17 protein-coding genes and 4 tRNA genes are annotated in these 14,564 nt (G+C 68.7%); 16 read left to right on the top strand and 5 right to left on the bottom strand.

Annotated features, from left to right (window positions below; translation table 11 throughout):
• Nucleotides 1–260 precede the first annotated feature (260 nt).
• A complete protein-coding gene (locus KBI5_RS03670) occupies nucleotides 261–1,337 on the top strand; it encodes a DUF2520 domain-containing protein (protein ID WP_085014329.1) in 1,077 nt (358 codons plus the stop codon).
• 40 nt (nucleotides 1,338–1,377) lie between these two features.
• Nucleotides 1,378–2,250: a zinc metalloprotease HtpX gene (gene htpX, locus KBI5_RS03665; RefSeq protein WP_085014307.1), complete on the top strand. Its 873-nt coding sequence runs from the start codon at nucleotides 1,378–1,380 to the stop codon at nucleotides 2,248–2,250.
• A gap of 214 nt (nucleotides 2,251–2,464) precedes the next feature.
• On the opposite strand, the gene KBI5_RS03660 is transcribed toward htpX, so the two are convergent.
• Nucleotides 2,465–2,953, bottom strand: coding sequence for a YajQ family cyclic di-GMP-binding protein (locus KBI5_RS03660; protein WP_085014306.1), 489 nt, complete (start codon nucleotides 2,951–2,953; stop codon nucleotides 2,465–2,467).
• Nucleotides 2,954–3,139: 186 nt separating this feature from the next.
• Here KBI5_RS03660 and KBI5_RS03655 point away from each other — a divergent pair.
• Nucleotides 3,140–3,224: transfer RNA gene (locus KBI5_RS03655), tRNA-Tyr, on the top strand.
• Nucleotides 3,225–3,334: 110 nt separating this feature from the next.
• Here KBI5_RS03655 and pyrE read toward each other — a convergent pair.
• Complete coding sequence (gene pyrE, locus KBI5_RS03650; RefSeq protein ID WP_011435019.1) at nucleotides 3,335–3,871, bottom strand: orotate phosphoribosyltransferase; 537 nt, start codon at nucleotides 3,869–3,871, stop codon at nucleotides 3,335–3,337.
• Nucleotides 3,872–3,962: 91 nt separating this feature from the next.
• Between pyrE and KBI5_RS03645 the strand changes: the two genes are divergently transcribed.
• Nucleotides 3,963–4,415: a gamma-glutamylcyclotransferase family protein gene (locus KBI5_RS03645; RefSeq protein WP_085014305.1), complete on the top strand. Its 453-nt coding sequence runs from the start codon at nucleotides 3,963–3,965 to the stop codon at nucleotides 4,413–4,415.
• Nucleotides 4,416–4,448: 33 nt separating this feature from the next.
• On the opposite strand, the gene KBI5_RS03640 is transcribed toward KBI5_RS03645, so the two are convergent.
• Both KBI5_RS03640 and KBI5_RS03635 read right to left on the bottom strand, forming a co-directional pair.
• On the bottom strand, nucleotides 4,449–5,006 hold the full coding sequence (locus tag KBI5_RS03640) for a hypothetical protein (RefSeq protein WP_085014328.1): 558 nt from the start codon (nucleotides 5,004–5,006) through the stop codon (nucleotides 4,449–4,451).
• Nucleotides 5,007–5,184: 178 nt separating this feature from the next.
• Nucleotides 5,185–6,675, bottom strand: a complete 1,491-nt coding sequence (locus KBI5_RS03635; protein ID WP_085014304.1) for a GH25 family lysozyme — start codon at nucleotides 6,673–6,675, stop codon at nucleotides 5,185–5,187.
• Nucleotides 6,676–7,092: 417 nt separating this feature from the next.
• On the opposite strand from KBI5_RS03635, the gene KBI5_RS03630 reads away from it, so the two are divergent.
• From KBI5_RS03630 to KBI5_RS03610, 5 genes are all read left to right on the top strand, one after another.
• Nucleotides 7,093–7,168, top strand: a tRNA-Thr gene (locus KBI5_RS03630).
• Between the two features lie 99 nt (nucleotides 7,169–7,267).
• Nucleotides 7,268–7,344, top strand: a tRNA-Met gene (locus KBI5_RS03625).
• Between the two features lie 127 nt (nucleotides 7,345–7,471).
• On the top strand, nucleotides 7,472–7,603 hold the full coding sequence (rpmG, locus tag KBI5_RS03620) for a 50S ribosomal protein L33 (protein WP_070131962.1): 132 nt from the start codon (nucleotides 7,472–7,474) through the stop codon (nucleotides 7,601–7,603).
• Between the two features lie 230 nt (nucleotides 7,604–7,833).
• Nucleotides 7,834–8,295 (top strand): MaoC family dehydratase N-terminal domain-containing protein, encoded by a 462-nt coding sequence (locus KBI5_RS03615; RefSeq protein WP_011435023.1) that lies wholly within the window; start codon nucleotides 7,834–7,836, stop codon nucleotides 8,293–8,295.
• Nucleotides 8,296–8,404: 109 nt separating this feature from the next.
• A complete protein-coding gene (locus KBI5_RS03610) occupies nucleotides 8,405–8,833 on the top strand; it encodes a MaoC family dehydratase (protein ID WP_011435024.1) in 429 nt (142 codons plus the stop codon).
• Between the two features lie 44 nt (nucleotides 8,834–8,877).
• Here the strand turns inward: KBI5_RS03610 and KBI5_RS03605 are convergent, their stop codons facing one another.
• Entirely contained in the window at nucleotides 8,878–10,086 is a 1,209-nt protein-coding gene (locus tag KBI5_RS03605) for a pyridoxal phosphate-dependent aminotransferase (protein ID WP_011435025.1), read from the bottom strand.
• A 311-nt stretch (nucleotides 10,087–10,397) separates the two neighbouring features.
• Between KBI5_RS03605 and KBI5_RS03600 the strand changes: the two genes are divergently transcribed.
• The 7 genes from KBI5_RS03600 to rplL all read left to right on the top strand — a co-directional run bounded on the left by KBI5_RS03600 (nucleotide 10,398) and on the right by rplL (nucleotide 14,521).
• Nucleotides 10,398–10,470: transfer RNA gene (locus KBI5_RS03600), tRNA-Trp, on the top strand.
• A gap of 61 nt (nucleotides 10,471–10,531) precedes the next feature.
• Nucleotides 10,532–10,780 carry a preprotein translocase subunit SecE gene (gene secE / locus KBI5_RS27535; protein WP_011435026.1) on the top strand — a complete coding sequence of 83 codons (249 nt, stop codon included), beginning with the start codon at nucleotides 10,532–10,534 and terminating at the stop codon, nucleotides 10,778–10,780.
• 155 nt (nucleotides 10,781–10,935) lie between these two features.
• Nucleotides 10,936–11,751, top strand: a complete 816-nt coding sequence (gene nusG, locus KBI5_RS03590; RefSeq protein ID WP_085014303.1) for a transcription termination/antitermination protein NusG — start codon at nucleotides 10,936–10,938, stop codon at nucleotides 11,749–11,751.
• 35 nt (nucleotides 11,752–11,786) lie between these two features.
• Nucleotides 11,787–12,221 carry a 50S ribosomal protein L11 gene (gene rplK, locus KBI5_RS03585; RefSeq protein WP_011435028.1) on the top strand — a complete coding sequence of 145 codons (435 nt, stop codon included), beginning with the start codon at nucleotides 11,787–11,789 and terminating at the stop codon, nucleotides 12,219–12,221.
• Between the two features lie 137 nt (nucleotides 12,222–12,358).
• On the top strand, nucleotides 12,359–13,075 hold the full coding sequence (rplA, locus tag KBI5_RS03580) for a 50S ribosomal protein L1 (protein WP_085014302.1): 717 nt from the start codon (nucleotides 12,359–12,361) through the stop codon (nucleotides 13,073–13,075).
• A 386-nt stretch (nucleotides 13,076–13,461) separates the two neighbouring features.
• Nucleotides 13,462–14,025, top strand: a complete 564-nt coding sequence (gene rplJ, locus KBI5_RS03575) for a 50S ribosomal protein L10 (RefSeq protein ID WP_011435030.1) — start codon at nucleotides 13,462–13,464, stop codon at nucleotides 14,023–14,025.
• Between the two features lie 103 nt (nucleotides 14,026–14,128).
• A complete protein-coding gene (gene rplL, locus KBI5_RS03570) occupies nucleotides 14,129–14,521 on the top strand; it encodes a 50S ribosomal protein L7/L12 (protein WP_011435031.1) in 393 nt (130 codons plus the stop codon).
• Nucleotides 14,522–14,564 lie beyond the last annotated feature (43 nt).

Below are 14,564 nucleotides of genomic sequence, written 5' to 3'. Positions count from 1 at the left end.
AGGGGAGGCCCGGCCTGTCAGGGAATCGACAGGGTGATCTTTACGTMGGGCGCCCGGAGTGGTGAGCTCGCTCTTGCCGGCGACCTGGCCCGATCCGCGATGTTACCGATTGTAGCTATTTGGTGGCTTGTGGCTGTATGTCCGGTGAGGCCCGGCATCGGGGCATGCTGGCTGTGCGGGCGGCCGGGGTCGGCGGGTGGTCAGGTATCAGGGGCGGCCCCCTCGGAAKCGGCCGGCTCCGGAACGGGGAGCATCGGGACATGACGCATCGCCCGCACGAGCAGTCGGATGCCGCGAGCGGCCCGGATGACGGTCGACCCGACGCCGCACCTTCGTCCACGGCGGCGAGTGCCGGGCCGCGGGAGGCCGGGCCGCGGGAGAAGGTGGGAATCGTCGGGCCGGGCCGGGCCGGCACGGCGCTGGGCCTCGCTCTGGCAGCGGCCGGATATCCGGTGGTGGCCGTGGGAGTGCGCTCGCCGCGGCACCGATCGAGGGCCGTGAACCTGTTTCCGGACGCGGGGGTCGGCGGGGTGGCCGAGGTCGCCGGGCGGGCCGAGGTCCTCCTCGTCTCCGTGCCCGATGACGCGATCGGGCCGGTCGTCACGGACCTGGTCGCGGCGGGAGCCGTCGGACCCGGCCGGACACTCGTGCATCTCAGTGGGCGCCACGGCCTGGGCGTCCTGGCGGCAGGCGGTGACGTGGGCGCGGCCCGTATCGCGCTTCATCCGATCATGACCCTGCCGGGGATCATCGAGGACTCCGGTCTCCTCGTCGGTGTCCCGTTCGGGATCACCGCCGATCCCGTGGCCGAGGGGCTGGCCCGCCGCCTGGTCACCGACGTCGGCGGCATCGCTCTGCCCGTCGCGGATGACCGGCGGGATCTCTACCACGCCTCTCTCGTGCTCGGCGGGAACTTCCTGACCACCCTGGTGGCAGCTGCCGGCGAGGTGCTGGCCGCGGCGGGCGTGCCGGATCCGGCCGCGGCGCTCGGTCCGCTGCTGCGGGCATCGCTGGCGAACACCCTGACCGACGGCTGGTCGGCGTCGACCGGACCGGTGCGACGCGGTGATCTCGGCACCGTCGTGGCACATCTGACCGCGCTCGACCGGCTGGATCCACAGATCGCCGCCGTGTACCGACGATTGGCGATCTTCACCGCGGAGGAGCTCGAACGGGTCGGGCTGCTCGCCCCGGCCGTGGTCGCACGCCTGCGCGAAGCCGTCCCGGACGAGCCCGGCGACCGACCGGGCGAGGCCCGCCGCGGGCCGGCAGCCGTACGGGTCGGGGGCRGCGGCCACACGTCCGACGGGAACGTTCGGCCAGCGCCGTCGCGTTGAGACAGGTGTACCGGTTCGACAGGACGGACACTCGATCGCCATGCCACACCGCCACTTCAACGGTCTGAAGACCGCGCTGCTGCTGGGCGTGCTGTCCGCCGCCATCATCGTGGTGGGTTCGCTGTTCGGGCGCGGAGGTCTGGTCATCGCGCTCGTGCTCGCGGTCGGTATGAACGGCTTCGCCTACTTCTTCTCTGACCGGATAGCCCTGCGGGCCATGCGGGCCTATCCCGTGACGCAGGTCGAGCAGCCCCGGCTCTACGCGATCGTCRGGGATCTCGCCCGCAATGCCCGGATGCCCATGCCGCGGCTGTACCTCAGCCCGACCCGGGCGCCCAACGCCTTCGCTACCGGCCGTAACCCGCGAAACGCGGCGGTCTGTTGCACTGAGGGCATCATGGAGATTATGGACGATCGTGAGCTACGCGGCGTTCTCGGTCACGAGCTCAGCCACGTCTACAACCGGGACATCCTGATCGCATCGGTGGCCGGTGCCCTCGCCAGTGTTATCGTCTATCTGGCGAACATGGCCCAGTTCCTGGCTATTTTCGGTGGGCGGAACGATGAGGACGGTCCCGGCATCTTCGAGCTTCTGCTGCTGATGATCCTGGGTCCCGTCGCGGCGACGATCATCCAGCTCGCGATCAGTCGGTCCCGGGAGTACCAGRCCGACGAGTCCGGCGCGACGCTCACCGGTGACCCGATCGGGCTGGCGAACGCGTTGCGCAAGCTGGACGCCGGCACCGCGGCGCGGCCCCTGCCGCAGACCTCCAAGCTCGGTCCCGCCGCCGCGCTCATGATTGCAAATCCGTTCCGGGGTGGGGGGGTCGGGAAGCTGTTCTCCACCCATCCGCCCATGAACGAGCGGATCGAGCGTCTCGAACAGATGTCACGCATGAATCCGTATCGGTGACCGGGCCCGATGGCCACGATGTTGTCCGCGGCGCGTCGTCGCGGTAACACCCCGAAGTACTCGGAGTACGCTTTAACCGCGAACTGCCGGCCGAAACGGCGTCGGTTCACAACCAGGACCGCGGCGGAGCAAACCCCCCAGGTTCCGCCGCAAGCACCCCGCCCGAAACCCCCCATCGGGCGGGGTGCACCCTGTCTCCAGCTTTTCCGTCGCGTCAGCGGTAGTTGACGAACTGGAGGGGAACTTCGAAGTCCTCGGTTTTGAGTATCTGGATCACGCGCTGCAGGTCATCGCGCTTCTTCCCGGTCACCCGTAGCTGATCACCCTGAATCTGGGCCTGTACCCCCTTCGGGCCATCCGTCCGGATCTTCTTGGCGATGGCCTTGGCCTTGTCCTCCGCGATGCCCTGCTGAACGGTGACKGGCAACCGGAACTCCTTGCCCGACGGCTTGGGCTCGTCGAAGGTCAGGGCCTTGAGGGAAATGCCGCGTTTGACGAACTTCTCCTGCAGTACGTYGAGCACCGCCTTGACCCGCTCGTCCGTGTTCGCTACAAGCAGAATCGACTCGCCGGACAGCGTCGCGGATGCGCCGRTGTCACGGAAGTCGAAGCGGGTCCGGATTTCCTTGACCGTCTGGTTGACGGCGTTGTCTATCTCCTGGGCGTCAACTTTGCTGACGATGTCGAAGGATGGATCTGCCACGTGTGCGGACCTCCTGGTCGGTTCGATGTGGGTGAGGATCGTGTGGAGTCGAGTGCTGTGCGTGATCGTGGTGCGCGGCCTTCGTTTCGTGAGCCGCTACTCACCGTTGTAATCGATCGTCGGCGGYCGCAGCGGGGCGGTGCGGCATCACGATGCTCCGTCGGGACCGGTATGCTCCTCTACGACGGCAGGTTGCCCGAGCGGCCAAAGGGAGCGGTCTGTAAAACCGTCGGCTCAGCCTACGATGGTTCGAATCCATCACCTGCCACCATCCCGGAGTTCCCGGGGATCATGCTTCTACACAGGCTCGGATCCACAGGCCCGGAGCATCGCTCCGGGCCTGTGGATGTGCGGCCGCGGATGGTCCTCGTCRCCGGGCGGTCAGGTGTCCGCGGCTGCGGCCTCCAGGTCCGCCCGGGTCAGGACGGGATGCAACGTCAGACCGAGCTCGGCGAGTCTCTCCCGGCCGCCCTCCTGCCGGTCGATCACACAGAGCACGTGTTCCACGACCGCTCCGGCATCCCGCAGTACCCGGGTCGCGTCGAGCACGGCACCACCGGAGGTGACCACGTCCTCGACGAGGGCGACGTGGCGTCCGGTGACGTCGCCGCCCTCCGCGATGCGTCGGGTGCCGTATTCTTTGGCCTTCTTCCGGACGAACCGGGCGGGCAGACCGGTGCGCTGGGAGAGCAGAGTCACGAGGGGCACTCCGCCGAGTTCGAGTCCGGCGAGGATCTCCGCGCCGGGCGGCACCAGTTCGGTGAGCCCGGCCACCACCGCAGCGAGCAGCGCCGGGTCGGCTTCGAAGAGGTACTTGTCGAAGTACTCGGTGCTTGTCCGGCCCGACCGGAGCAGGAATGTCCCGGTCAGCTGGGAAGCAGTCCGAACCTGGGCGGCCAGCGCCGCGTTGTCGTTCACGTCTGCTCACTCTAGGACCGGTTCCCCGCCGGGATGCCGGCCGTGGACGGTCACCCATGGGCCGCCATGGCCGGGGCACTACCGTTGCCTCATGTCATCRGCTGAGGCGGAGCGCGCGGTCCCGCTGTTCGTCTACGGGACGCTGCTGTTCCCCGAGGTCGTGCGGGCGCTCATCGGACGCGTACCCGAGGTGGGGCCCGCCACGGTCACCGGCTGGCGGGCCGCCCGGCTGCGTGGTCGGCTCTATCCGGGCCTCGTGCCCACGGCCGAGGCGGACGGGCCGGATCGGGCCACCGCCGGCCTCGTCCTCCTGGGGCTTGCCGCACGGGAACGGGCGATCCTCGATGCCTTCGAAGGCGAGGCCTACGAGACCCGTCCGCTGCTCCTGACCGACGGGMTACCCGCCATGGCCTACCTTTGGCGTGATCTCGCCGAGGCGATGCCGGAGAACTGGGACGCCCGGGTCTTCGCCGACCGTCATCTCACCGACTACGCCCTGCGGTGCGCCACCTGGCGGGCGGGGCTGGCCGATCCGGCACCCTAACCGCGAGCTGACCGCCTGACCGCGAGCCGCCGTTCAGCCGGTGGTGGGCGGCCGCGGACCCTCTTCGCGCCGGACGCCGCCCCCGGAGGTCACCCGGGTGCCACCGGTCTCGGTGAGGCGACCGACTCCGGCCTCACGCCCGGCGGAGACCCCGGCCTGGTCGCTCGGATACGGCTCCTCGTACCCGGCTCTGGCCCGAGGAGCATCGTAGGTGCACAGTACGTAGATGACGACTACGTCGATCGCGATGATGACGACGGACCAGACCGGGAACGCCGCAAGGAACGCCAGCTGCCCGATGGCGTTGATCGTCGCGATTGYGACCCCTCCCCAGCGGGCGGCCTCGTTACGGGCCGCGATGCCGAAGGCGATCAGTATCTCGACGACGCCGACCACGATCCACAACCAGCCCCAGAAGGTGGTGTCGGCGTAGATCACGCTGGTCCCGCCGTTGAGGTTGTTCACCACGACGGTGTAGTCGCGCAGGGACGCAATGCCGTAGATCAGGTTGTGGAAGCCGACGATGAACATGATGACGGCGGCGAAGGTGAGCCATCCGTTCAGCGGGCGTGCCACCCGTGTTCCTGCCATCTCATCCTCCCCGGTCGTACTCGCGGCGGATCGCTCTGCCCGCATGGTGCGGTCCGTCGTTGTTCGGTAGTCATACGACCACCTCTCCGCCGCGTAGGTGCGATACCCACGGTAGGCCGCCGTCACCCATCGTTGTGTCCGTCGGGCCGGAGGCGGTTCTCTCCGGCCCGGGACACGATCAGGGAGCGGTGYCGGCGCCACCCGCCACACCCACGCCACTCTTGCCGGTGCCGTTCTTGCCGGCCGGCAGTGTCGTGACCGCGTTCGTCGCCGCGCTCCAGCGGAGCTTGCCGAACTGAAAGGTGCTCTCCCGTCCGCCCGGGACCGAGTACTCGTCGGTGATCGGAAGCCCGAGGCTCGACGTCGTGCCACCGAGGCCCAGATAGGTCCGCAGGATGCGGCCGTGGACCTCGTGCGCGCCGATGGCCGGGTGCCAGTAGATCCAGCCACCCTGGAACTTCGCCTGAAGCGTCTCCGGGGCCGTGGCGTACTCGACACCGCTCACCGGCCGGCGCAGGAAGCTGTTCGTTCCGCCCAGCTCCAGGAACTTCGTCGCGATGGATCCGTGCAGGGCCTGTACGCCGGTCGCCACGGACCAGAAGGCCAGGCCGTTGGAGTAACGCTGCCAGCGACCGCCACCGCCGGCGGGCAGTTCGCTGTCGACGGGCGTCCCAACGGCCAGGCRGGTCAGCCCGGCGGTCGCGTACCACTTCTCGATCTCGCTGCGGGTGCCGTCGGCCTGTGCGGCGAGCGCGGTCAGCGTGCAGCACAGCACGTTCAGATCGACATTTCCCATGATCCCCGGGACATTTCCACTCGAGGTGTACTGCCACAGCGCCCACTTGGTCCAGCCGCCGGGCAGCCAGCCCGGGGTCGCCTTGTTGTTGTAGATGGCGAACCAGAACGGATACCGGGCGAAGCTGTGGTTGTCCGCCAGCTTCTTGGTCCAGAACGAGCGGTACGTGTAGAGGATGGGCGCCCGGCCGGTCTCGGTCTCGATCTTCTCGAGGAACGCCCGCGTCCAGGCGGYCAGCGCGGCGGGATCGAGTCCTCCGTCGTCCTCGAGGTCGAGCACGGGGGCCAGCTGCCCGGCGGCGCGGGTCAGCCCGCTCACCGTGATGAAGCGCTGTGCCTGGTCCACCGCGGTCGAGATCGGCCGCGCCGGCCGCGCGTAGTGATAGGCCCCGACCACCAGACCGGCTTTGGCGGCCGCGTCCCGGTCCGCGGCAAAGTACGGATTGGTGTAGTTCGGTCCTTCGGTGGCCTTAATGATCGCAAAGCTCAGGCCGGAGCCGCGCGCTGCGGTCCAGTCGATGGGGCCGCCGCCGGGATGCTGCCAGGAGGCCACGTCGATCCCCCGTGGCCAGGTCGGGGACGRCACCGCGCCCTGGGCGACTCCGGTGGTCGCGGTCAACGCCCCCGCGGTGATGGCCAGCGCCGCGATGCTCGTCACCCGCCGGGGGAGGGGGATTGGCAGCAGGGACGGGCGGGTGTCGACCCGCCGCCGCGTCGACCCCGGAGGAGGGCCGTGGCCTTCTTCATCCGGGTGGCCAGACGTGGGGGTGGTGGTCGGCAGGGTGGTGGTCGTAGGCACGGTGTCGCCGGCGGTGGGACCGGGCCGGACCTCGCGTGTCGTCGGATACCGGCTGGAACGGTGCATAGGACGCATGGGCAACCCTCGATGCTCGGGAGGCGATGCTGGGGAGGCTCGCCAGGCGGTTGGCCACGCCGGCAGCGGCGCACCAACGGGTGCTCCACACGCTAAGCATCGAAGAGATTACTTACAGCTATCAGTGTGAGTGGCGTCCAGGTAGGTCGCTACGGATAGTTGTTCCCGTCGGCAATCTCCGCATGTTTCGATGGAACGGAGTGAGGGTCGGGCGTACTGGCGTGTCATGGGGCGGACCTGGCGGTCAGGGCAGGGGGGTCGTTTCCGGCCGGCGTAGCGCCGACGGGGCCAGCGGGGGCCCTCACGCCGGTCGCCGGGAGGACCGGTCGCCGGGAGGACCGGCGGGTTCGGGGACGAAGTGGGTGAGGGGGTCACCCAACCCCGCCTGTCGTCGTGTAACCTGAGCTCCGCGGCCTCGCCCCTTTAGCTCAGTCGGCAGAGCGTCTCCATGGTAAGGAGAAGGTCTACGGTTCGATTCCGTAAAGGGGCTCCACGTTCCGCCTTCGGGTGGGTTCGTGTCCGGGGGGATGTCCGCCGGTCCTCCCGCGGGGTAAGATGTTGGTCGGGCCGCCGCAAGCAGGTGGACCATCCTAGCGGTGTAGCTCAGTCTGGCAGAGCAAGCGGCTCATAATCGCTGTGTCGCCGGTTCAAGTCCGGCCACCGCTACCAGCAGTGTGCGGCCTACCGCGGAGCCCGTGCGGGATCGCGGTTCGCCGCGCCGCCTGACCTGTTCAGCAACCGACTTAGGAAGAGGCATCACGCCGTGGCCGCCACTGACGTACGCCCGAAGATCACGATGGCGTGTCAGGTGTGTAAGCACCGGAACTACATCACGCGCAAGAACCGTCGCAACGACCCGGACCGCCTCGAACTGAAGAAGTTCTGCCCGAACTGCGGCAAGCACACGGAGCACCGCGAGACGCGCTGACGTTGCTCCGGCGGCTGCCCATCGGCGCGTCCGGGCGCCCGTCCCCACCTGGACGGGCGGGGTCGCTGAATCCTCCGTGCACGTATCTACGTTCCGCACCGGTAGCCGGTCAGGGAAGTCCTTGGCCGGCTTCCTGGCATGCCAGCCAAGATTATCGACCGATGGCGGGCGATGTGGTAACCACGTAGAGACACCCTGGTCATCCCGCTGATGGCGCGATCGGAGTTGCGATGCCGCTCAATCAGGACTTCGTGGGACGAAGCTCGGTTTCCCCCGCCCCGTTCCAGGTCGGGCGCGAGCACATCCGGAGGTTCGCCGAAGCGATCGGGGACGACAACCCGCTGTACCACGATCTGGAGGCCGCGAAGGCCGCTGGTTATCCCGATCTCGTGGCTCCACCCACGTTCCTCATCACAGTGATCCCCGGAACCCTCGGGGTGCCCACCGACGATCCGGAGCTCGGCCTCGACTTCTCTCTGGTCGTCCACGGCGAGGAACGTTTCGTGTTGCTTCGGCCGGTGGTGGCCGGCGACGAGCTGATCTGCACCTCGACCCTGACCGGCATCCGGTCCGTGGGGACCAACGAGGTGCTCGTCGTCAACTACCAGTTCGCCACGATCTACGGAGAGCAGGTCGCCACCGGCGTGTGTGGGCTGGTCTCGCGCGGGACGGCYCCGCCGAGGCGCCAATGACACCTTTGCCGACAGGGTTGTCGGAGTCCCACCGGCCCCGCTCGGCTCCGGCGACCGCGCGTTGCGCACGTTCCGGGCGACCCCGGGCGTCCTCACGATCTKGAGAACGATGACCGCCACGGTGAGCTACGACGACGTCGAGGTCGGCACCGAGCTGCCGGAGCGACTTTTCCCGTTGCGTCGGGATGATCTTGTCCGGTATGCCGGTGCGTCCGGCGACTTCAACCCCATTCACTGGAGCGATCGGGCGGCCGCCGAGGCCGGCCTACCGGGAGTGCTGGCGCACGGCATGCTGACCATGGCGACGGCCGCGCGGTTGGTCACGGACTGGCTCGGGGACCCGGGCGCCGTGGTCGAGTTCGGGGTGAAGTTCTCCTCCCCGGTGATCGTGCCCGACGACGGCGCCGGCGCGACGGTGTCCGTGCGTGGCATGGTCGAGAAGAAGCTCGACGACAACCTGGTGGTGGTGAATCTCACCACCCGATGCGACGGAAAAAAGGTCTTGATGGCGGCCCGGGCGACCGTCCGGCTGCGCTGAGGCCTGCCGCGCGGCAGGTCCGGCCGCTGAGCCGCCCGGCGGCCTCAGGCCGCCTCGGCGAGCAGGGCGGAGAGGCGGCTGACTCCCTTGACGAGATCGTCGTCGCTCAGCGCGTAGGACAGCCGGGCGAAGCCGGGAGTGCCGAAGGCCTCACCCGGCACGATCGCGACCCCAGCCTCCTCGAGGATCAGCTGGCACAGATCCGCGGACGTGGTGGGGATACGGCCGCGCAGGGTGCGCCCGAGCACGTCCCGCACCGACGGATAGCAGTAGAACGCCCCGTCGGGCAGTGGGCAGCGGATCCCGGGCGTCTGCGACAGCAGGCGGTGCATCGTCTGCCGGCGGCGGTCGAAGGCGGTGCGCATCGTGGCGACCGCATCCAGCGGGCCGGCGACCGCGGCAAGCGCGGCGGCCTGGGCGACGTTCGAGACGTTCGACGTCGCGTGGGACTGGAGGTTGGTCGCGGCGGCTACGGCGTCCGCCGGCCCGACCAGCCAACCGACCCGCCATCCCGTCATCGCGTAGGTCTTCGCGACCCCGTTGACGATGATGCAGCGTTCGGCGAGCTCAGGTACCTCGGCGAGAACGGAGGCGAACCTTGTCTCGCCGTAGACCAGATGCTCGTAGATCTCGTCGCTGATGACCCAGATCCCGGCCTGCTCGGCCCACCGTCCGATCGCGCGGACCTCCTCGGGGGTGTGGACGGCGCCGGTCGGGTTCGACGGGGAGTTGAACAGCAGAACCTTGGTCCGCGGGGTGCGTGCCGCCTCCAGTTGTTCCACCGTCACCCGGTACCCGGCTTCCGGACCGGTRACGACGTCGACCGGGACACCCCCGGCCAGCCGGATCGACTCCGGGTAGGTCGTCCAGTACGGGGCGGGCAGGAGCACCTCGTCCCCCGGGTCGAGCAGCGTCGCGAACGCCGCGTAGACAGCCTGCTTGCCGCCGTTGGTCACCAGGACCTGGCTCGGCGAGACGATCACCCCCGAGTCTCGGGCGGTCTTCTCGGCGATGGCCTGCTTCAGCTCCGGCAGGCCCGCGGCCGGGCTGTAGCGGTGCATGCGGGGCTCACGGCATGCCTTCTCGGCGGCGGCGACGATGTGGTCCGGGGTTGGGAAGTCCGGCTCCCCGGCGCCGAACCCGATCACGTCGCGGCCCGCGGCGCGCATCGCCTTGGCGGTGGCGTCGACGGCGAGCGTTGCGGAGGGGGCGATTCCCCCGATGCGGTGCGAGATCCTGCTCATGGCCGCCATGCTGCCACGGCTGTCACACGCGTGTCGGATGCACGTCGGACGTACCGTGGGATCCGTCCGGACCCTCCGGCAACGGTCCTCCGGCCCGTCCGGCCGCATCCATTCGAACCTCCGTGACAGGCTGCCAGYCCCCTCGCCCCCCGCTACCCCCTCGACGCGATCGCCGTACGCGGAGTCCAGGCGGCAAAGGGGTATGYTCGATCCGCTCGGGTACCCATTCCGGTACATCGCCGTGCGGCTGGGCTATGYGCTACGTAGCGCATAGCCGGGGTATGGTGGCGTAGCGGTCGCAAGGATCCGGGTGTGTGTCTAGGGGCGTGGCTCAATTGGTAGAGCACCGGTCTCCAAAACCGGCGGTTGCARGTTCGAGTCCTGTCGCCCCTGCGCTGTTCGACAGTTGGCTGGTTCGATGACGCTGGTTCGATGACGGAGTGGGTGGAGTTGAGTGGCGACCGATACCCGTGACGCGGCACCGCGCCCCAAGCGGGCTACGCGTGCCGCGGGTCGACGTCGGTATCGGCCACTTGTGTTCATCCGCGAGGTCATGGCGGAGTTGCGGAAGGTCGTCTACCCCGGGCGGAGTGAGCTGATCACCTATGTGCTGGTCGTGCTTGTCTTCGTCAGCGTGATGACGGCGTTCGTGGCTACCCTCGACTTCGGCCTCACGAAGGCGGTCCTCGCGATCTTCGGCTGACGGGTCCCACCGCCGGACAGGCCGGGGCCGAAGCAGGCGGTGGTCGCTGGAGCTGCCCATCGGCGAGCTGGCTGCCCGTCCGGCCCCACGCCCGCGCAGCGCCGCTTCGCGGGTCCACAGCAGCAGAAGTGTTCACGAGAGTAAGGATCGTCCGCGTGTCCCAGTCGCCCGAGCACGCCTCCTCCGAGCAGGGGGAGGCCCTCGCCCGTCTCGATCCCCTCGCGGCGTTCGAGCACGACGAGGTGGCGAGCACGGACGCCGGCGCCGAGCTCGGCGACGTCTACGCCACCGCCGAGGCCGATCCCACCGCCGAGGCCGATCCCACCCCCGAGGGTGCTTTCCCGGTCTCCCCGGCGGTCGGGACGGTGCCGCCGGCCCTGACCGACGACGATGCCGACGACGACRATGCCGACCTGCGGCGGGCGATCGAGGACGCGCCTGGCGAGTGGTACGTCGTGCACTCCTATGCGGGGTACGAGAACAAGGTCAAGACCAATCTCGAGACCCGGATCTCCAGCCTCAACATGGAGGACTACATCTTCCAGATCGAGGTGCCCACCGAGGAGGTCCCGGTGGTCAAGAACGGCAAGCGGCAGCTTGTCCAGCAGAAGAAGTACCCGGGTTACATCTACGTCCGGATGGATCTGACCGATCAGTCGTGGTCGGCGGTCCGTAACACCCCGGGTGTGACCGGGTTCGTCGGGCTCACCAACCGGCCCTCCCCGCTGCGCCGGGAGGAGGTCCTCTCGATCCTCGCCCCGGTTGTGCCGAAGGAGAAGAAGGTCGAGACCGTCCGGGTGCAGGAGTTCGAGGTCGGCGAGTCCGTCACCGTCATGGACGGCCCCTTCGCCACGCTCCCGGCGACCATCAGCGAGATCAACCTCGACGCCCAGCGACTGAAGGTGCTGGTCTCGATCTTCGGTCGGGAGACGCCCGTCGAGCTGCAGTTCAATCAGGTCGCGAAGATCTGATCCGCTCCGTAGAACCCCGGTAGGAAGACGAGCACATGCCTCCCAAGAAGAAGAAGATCACTGCGATCATCAAGCTCCAGATCAACGCCGGCAAGGCCACCCCGGCGCCGCCGGTCGGCCCCGCGCTGGGTCAGCATGGCGTGAACATCATGGAGTTCTGCAAGCAGTACAACGCGGCGACCGAGTCGCAGGCCGGCAACGTCGTGCCGGTCGAGATCACCGTCTACGACGACCGGTCCTTCACCTTCGTCACGAAGACCCCGCCGGCCGCGCGGCTCATCCTCAAGGCCGCGGGCGTGGAGAAGGGCAGTGGCACCCCGCACCGGGACAAGGTTGCCAAGCTCACCACGGCGCAGATCCGCGAGATCGCCCAGACCAAGCTCCCGGACCTCAACGCCACCTCGATCGAGGCCGCCGAGAAGATCATCGCCGGCACCGCTCGATCCATGGGTATCACGGTCGGCGAGTAGTACGCCCTCGCGTTCCCCCCACCACCGGACCGACCAGTGGGAGGGCGGCCGGGCGCAGGTGCCGGGTGGACAGGATGTGTCCACGTCGCCGCGTCCCTTCGACGGCCGTCCGCCATCACCACGAGGAGACAGACAGTATGAAGCGCAGCAAGGCCTACCGTGCCGCGGCCGAGAAGATCAACCCGGAGAACTTCTACAGCCCGCTGGAGGCGGTCCGCCTCGCGCAGCAGACCTCGACGACGAAGTACGACGCGACGGTCGAGGTTGCGATCCGGCTCGGGGTCGACCCTCGCAAGGCCGACCAGATGGTCCGTGGCACGGTCAACCTGCCGCACGGCACCGGGAAGTCCCCCCGCGTCGCTGTCTTCGCAGCCGGGGAGAAGGCCGCTGAGGCGAGCGCGGCCGGGGCCGACATCGTCGGTAGCGATGACCTGGTCGCCCGGATCCAGGAGGGCTTCCTGGAGTTCGACGCGACCGTCGCGACGCCCGATCAGATGGCGAAGGTTGGTCGGATCGCTCGGGTCCTGGGCCCCCGCGGCCTGATGCCGAACCCTAAGACCGGCACCGTGACGCTGGACATCGGCAAGGCCGTCTCCGACATCAAGGGCGGAAAGATCAACTTTCGGGTGGACAAGCAGGGTAACCTGCACATCGTCATCGGGAAGACGAACTTCACCGACACCCAGCTGATCGAGAACTACACGGTTGCCCTGGATGAGATCGTCCGGGTGAAGCCGTCCGCGGCCAAGGGCCGGTATCTGAAGAAGATCACCTTCACGACCACCATGGGCCCGGGTATCCCGGTCGACCCGAACCGCACCCRCAACCTTCTCGACGAGGGTGCCGCCGCCTGATCCGAGCCGTCCGGCGGCTCTCGCTCGTCCGGAGGCATCGCCGCACGAAGCCATGCGTGCGGCCGCCGGGCGAGCGAACAGGGGCGAGAACAGCGACGAACAGTCGCGTACACTGATATCCAGTTCCACACCGAAGACCGCTGGTTGCCGTCTCCGTTCCCGTCGAGGGCCACTCCTCGTCCGGTTCGACCGACGGCCGARGGCCCCGGGTTCCCCGGGCGGCCCGCRCAGGTGACGGACGGGAAGTTCCGTGACGGATGCACGCAGCCGGGTGACACACCCGGTAGCGCCACCGCCGCCCTTCACGCCCCGTGCGCCTGCGCCGGGGCGTTCGTCATGTTCCAGGGGCGTTTCCGTATGACCAGCCGACACCCCGAAGGAGCCCCATGGCGAAAGCTGAGAAGACCGCCGCGGTGGCGGAGATCGTCGAGGAGTTCCGTGGCTCGACCGCTGCGGTGCTCACGGAGTACCGCGGTTTGACGGTGAGCCAGCTCACCGAGCTGCGGCGTGCCCTCGGCGAGGGCACGCGCTACTCCGTGGTCAAGAACACCCTGACCAAGATTGCGGCGGAGCAGGCCGGGGTCACCGGACTCGACGACCTGTTCGTCGGGCCGACCGCCGTCGCCTTCGTCAGCGGCGACCCGGTCGAGGCGGCCAAGGGCCTGCGCGACTTCGCTCGGGCGAACCCGGCACTGGTGCTCAAGGGCGGCTTCGTCGAGGGCAAGCCGATGACCGCCGACGAGATTCGCAAGCTTGCGGATCTTGAGTCCCGCGAGGTCCTGCTGGCGAAGCTGGCCGGGGCGATGAAGGGCACGCTGGCCGGGGCCGTCGGGCTCTTCGCCGCTCCGCTGTCCCAGGTGGCCCGGCTCGCCGAGGCGCTGCGCGAGCAGCGCGAAGGCCAGTCCGCCGGCGTCGCCGAGCAGCCGGCCGCCGAGGCTGCCGCCGAATAGCCGAGCGGCGCCACCATGGTGCCGCTCCGAGATCACAATCAGGTCGCTCGCAGTCACGAGCAGGCCACCCCGAATCAGGCATGACGAGGAAGGAACCGCCACCATGGCGAAGCTGTCGACCGAAGAGCTGCTGGACGCCTTCAAGGAACTGACCCTGCTGGAGCTCTCGGAGTTCGTGAAGCAGTTCGAGGAGACCTTCGGTGTCACCGCCGCGGCTCCGGTCGCCGTGGCCGCCGCTCCGGCCGCCGGTGGTGCGGGCGGCGAGGCGCCGGCCGCCGAGGAGCAGGACGAGTTCGACGTCATCCTTGAATCCGTCGGTGACAAGAAGATCCAGGTCATCAAGGAGGTCCGCGCGCTGACCAGCCTCGGGCTGAAGGAGGCCAAGGACCTCGTCGACGGGGCTCCGAAGCCAGTCCTGGAGAAGGTCGCCAAGGAGGCGGCGGACAAGGCGAAGGCGGCCCTCGAGGGCGCCGGCGCCACGGTCACCGTCAAGTAAGTACCGGCAGTCCGAGCAGTACTGGCAGCACCCCGCTGCCCTG

Origin of the sequence: Frankia sp. KB5 (assembly GCF_002099325.1) — a bacterium.
GTDB classification, from domain to species: Bacteria; Actinomycetota; Actinomycetes; order Frankiales; family Frankiaceae; genus Frankia; species Frankia casuarinae.
Note: the sequence above shows the minus strand (reverse complement) of the source record. Positions and strands in the feature narration are given on the sequence as shown.

Bases quoted from the DNA above. Each gene is read 5' to 3' on its own strand.
- rplL (WP_011435031.1), top strand. From the start codon at position 14,129: ATGGCGAAGCTGTCGACCGAAGAGCTGCTGGACGCCTTCAAGGAACTG.
- KBI5_RS03610 (WP_011435024.1), top strand. From the start codon at position 8,405: ATGACCGCCACGGTGAGCTACGACGACGTCGAGGTCGGCACCGAGCTG.
- rplJ (WP_011435030.1), top strand. From the start codon at position 13,462: ATGGCGAAAGCTGAGAAGACCGCCGCGGTGGCGGAGATCGTCGAGGAG.
- rplK (WP_011435028.1), top strand. From the start codon at position 11,787: ATGCCTCCCAAGAAGAAGAAGATCACTGCGATCATCAAGCTCCAGATC.
- rpmG (WP_070131962.1), top strand. From the start codon at position 7,472: ATGGCGTGTCAGGTGTGTAAGCACCGGAACTACATCACGCGCAAGAAC.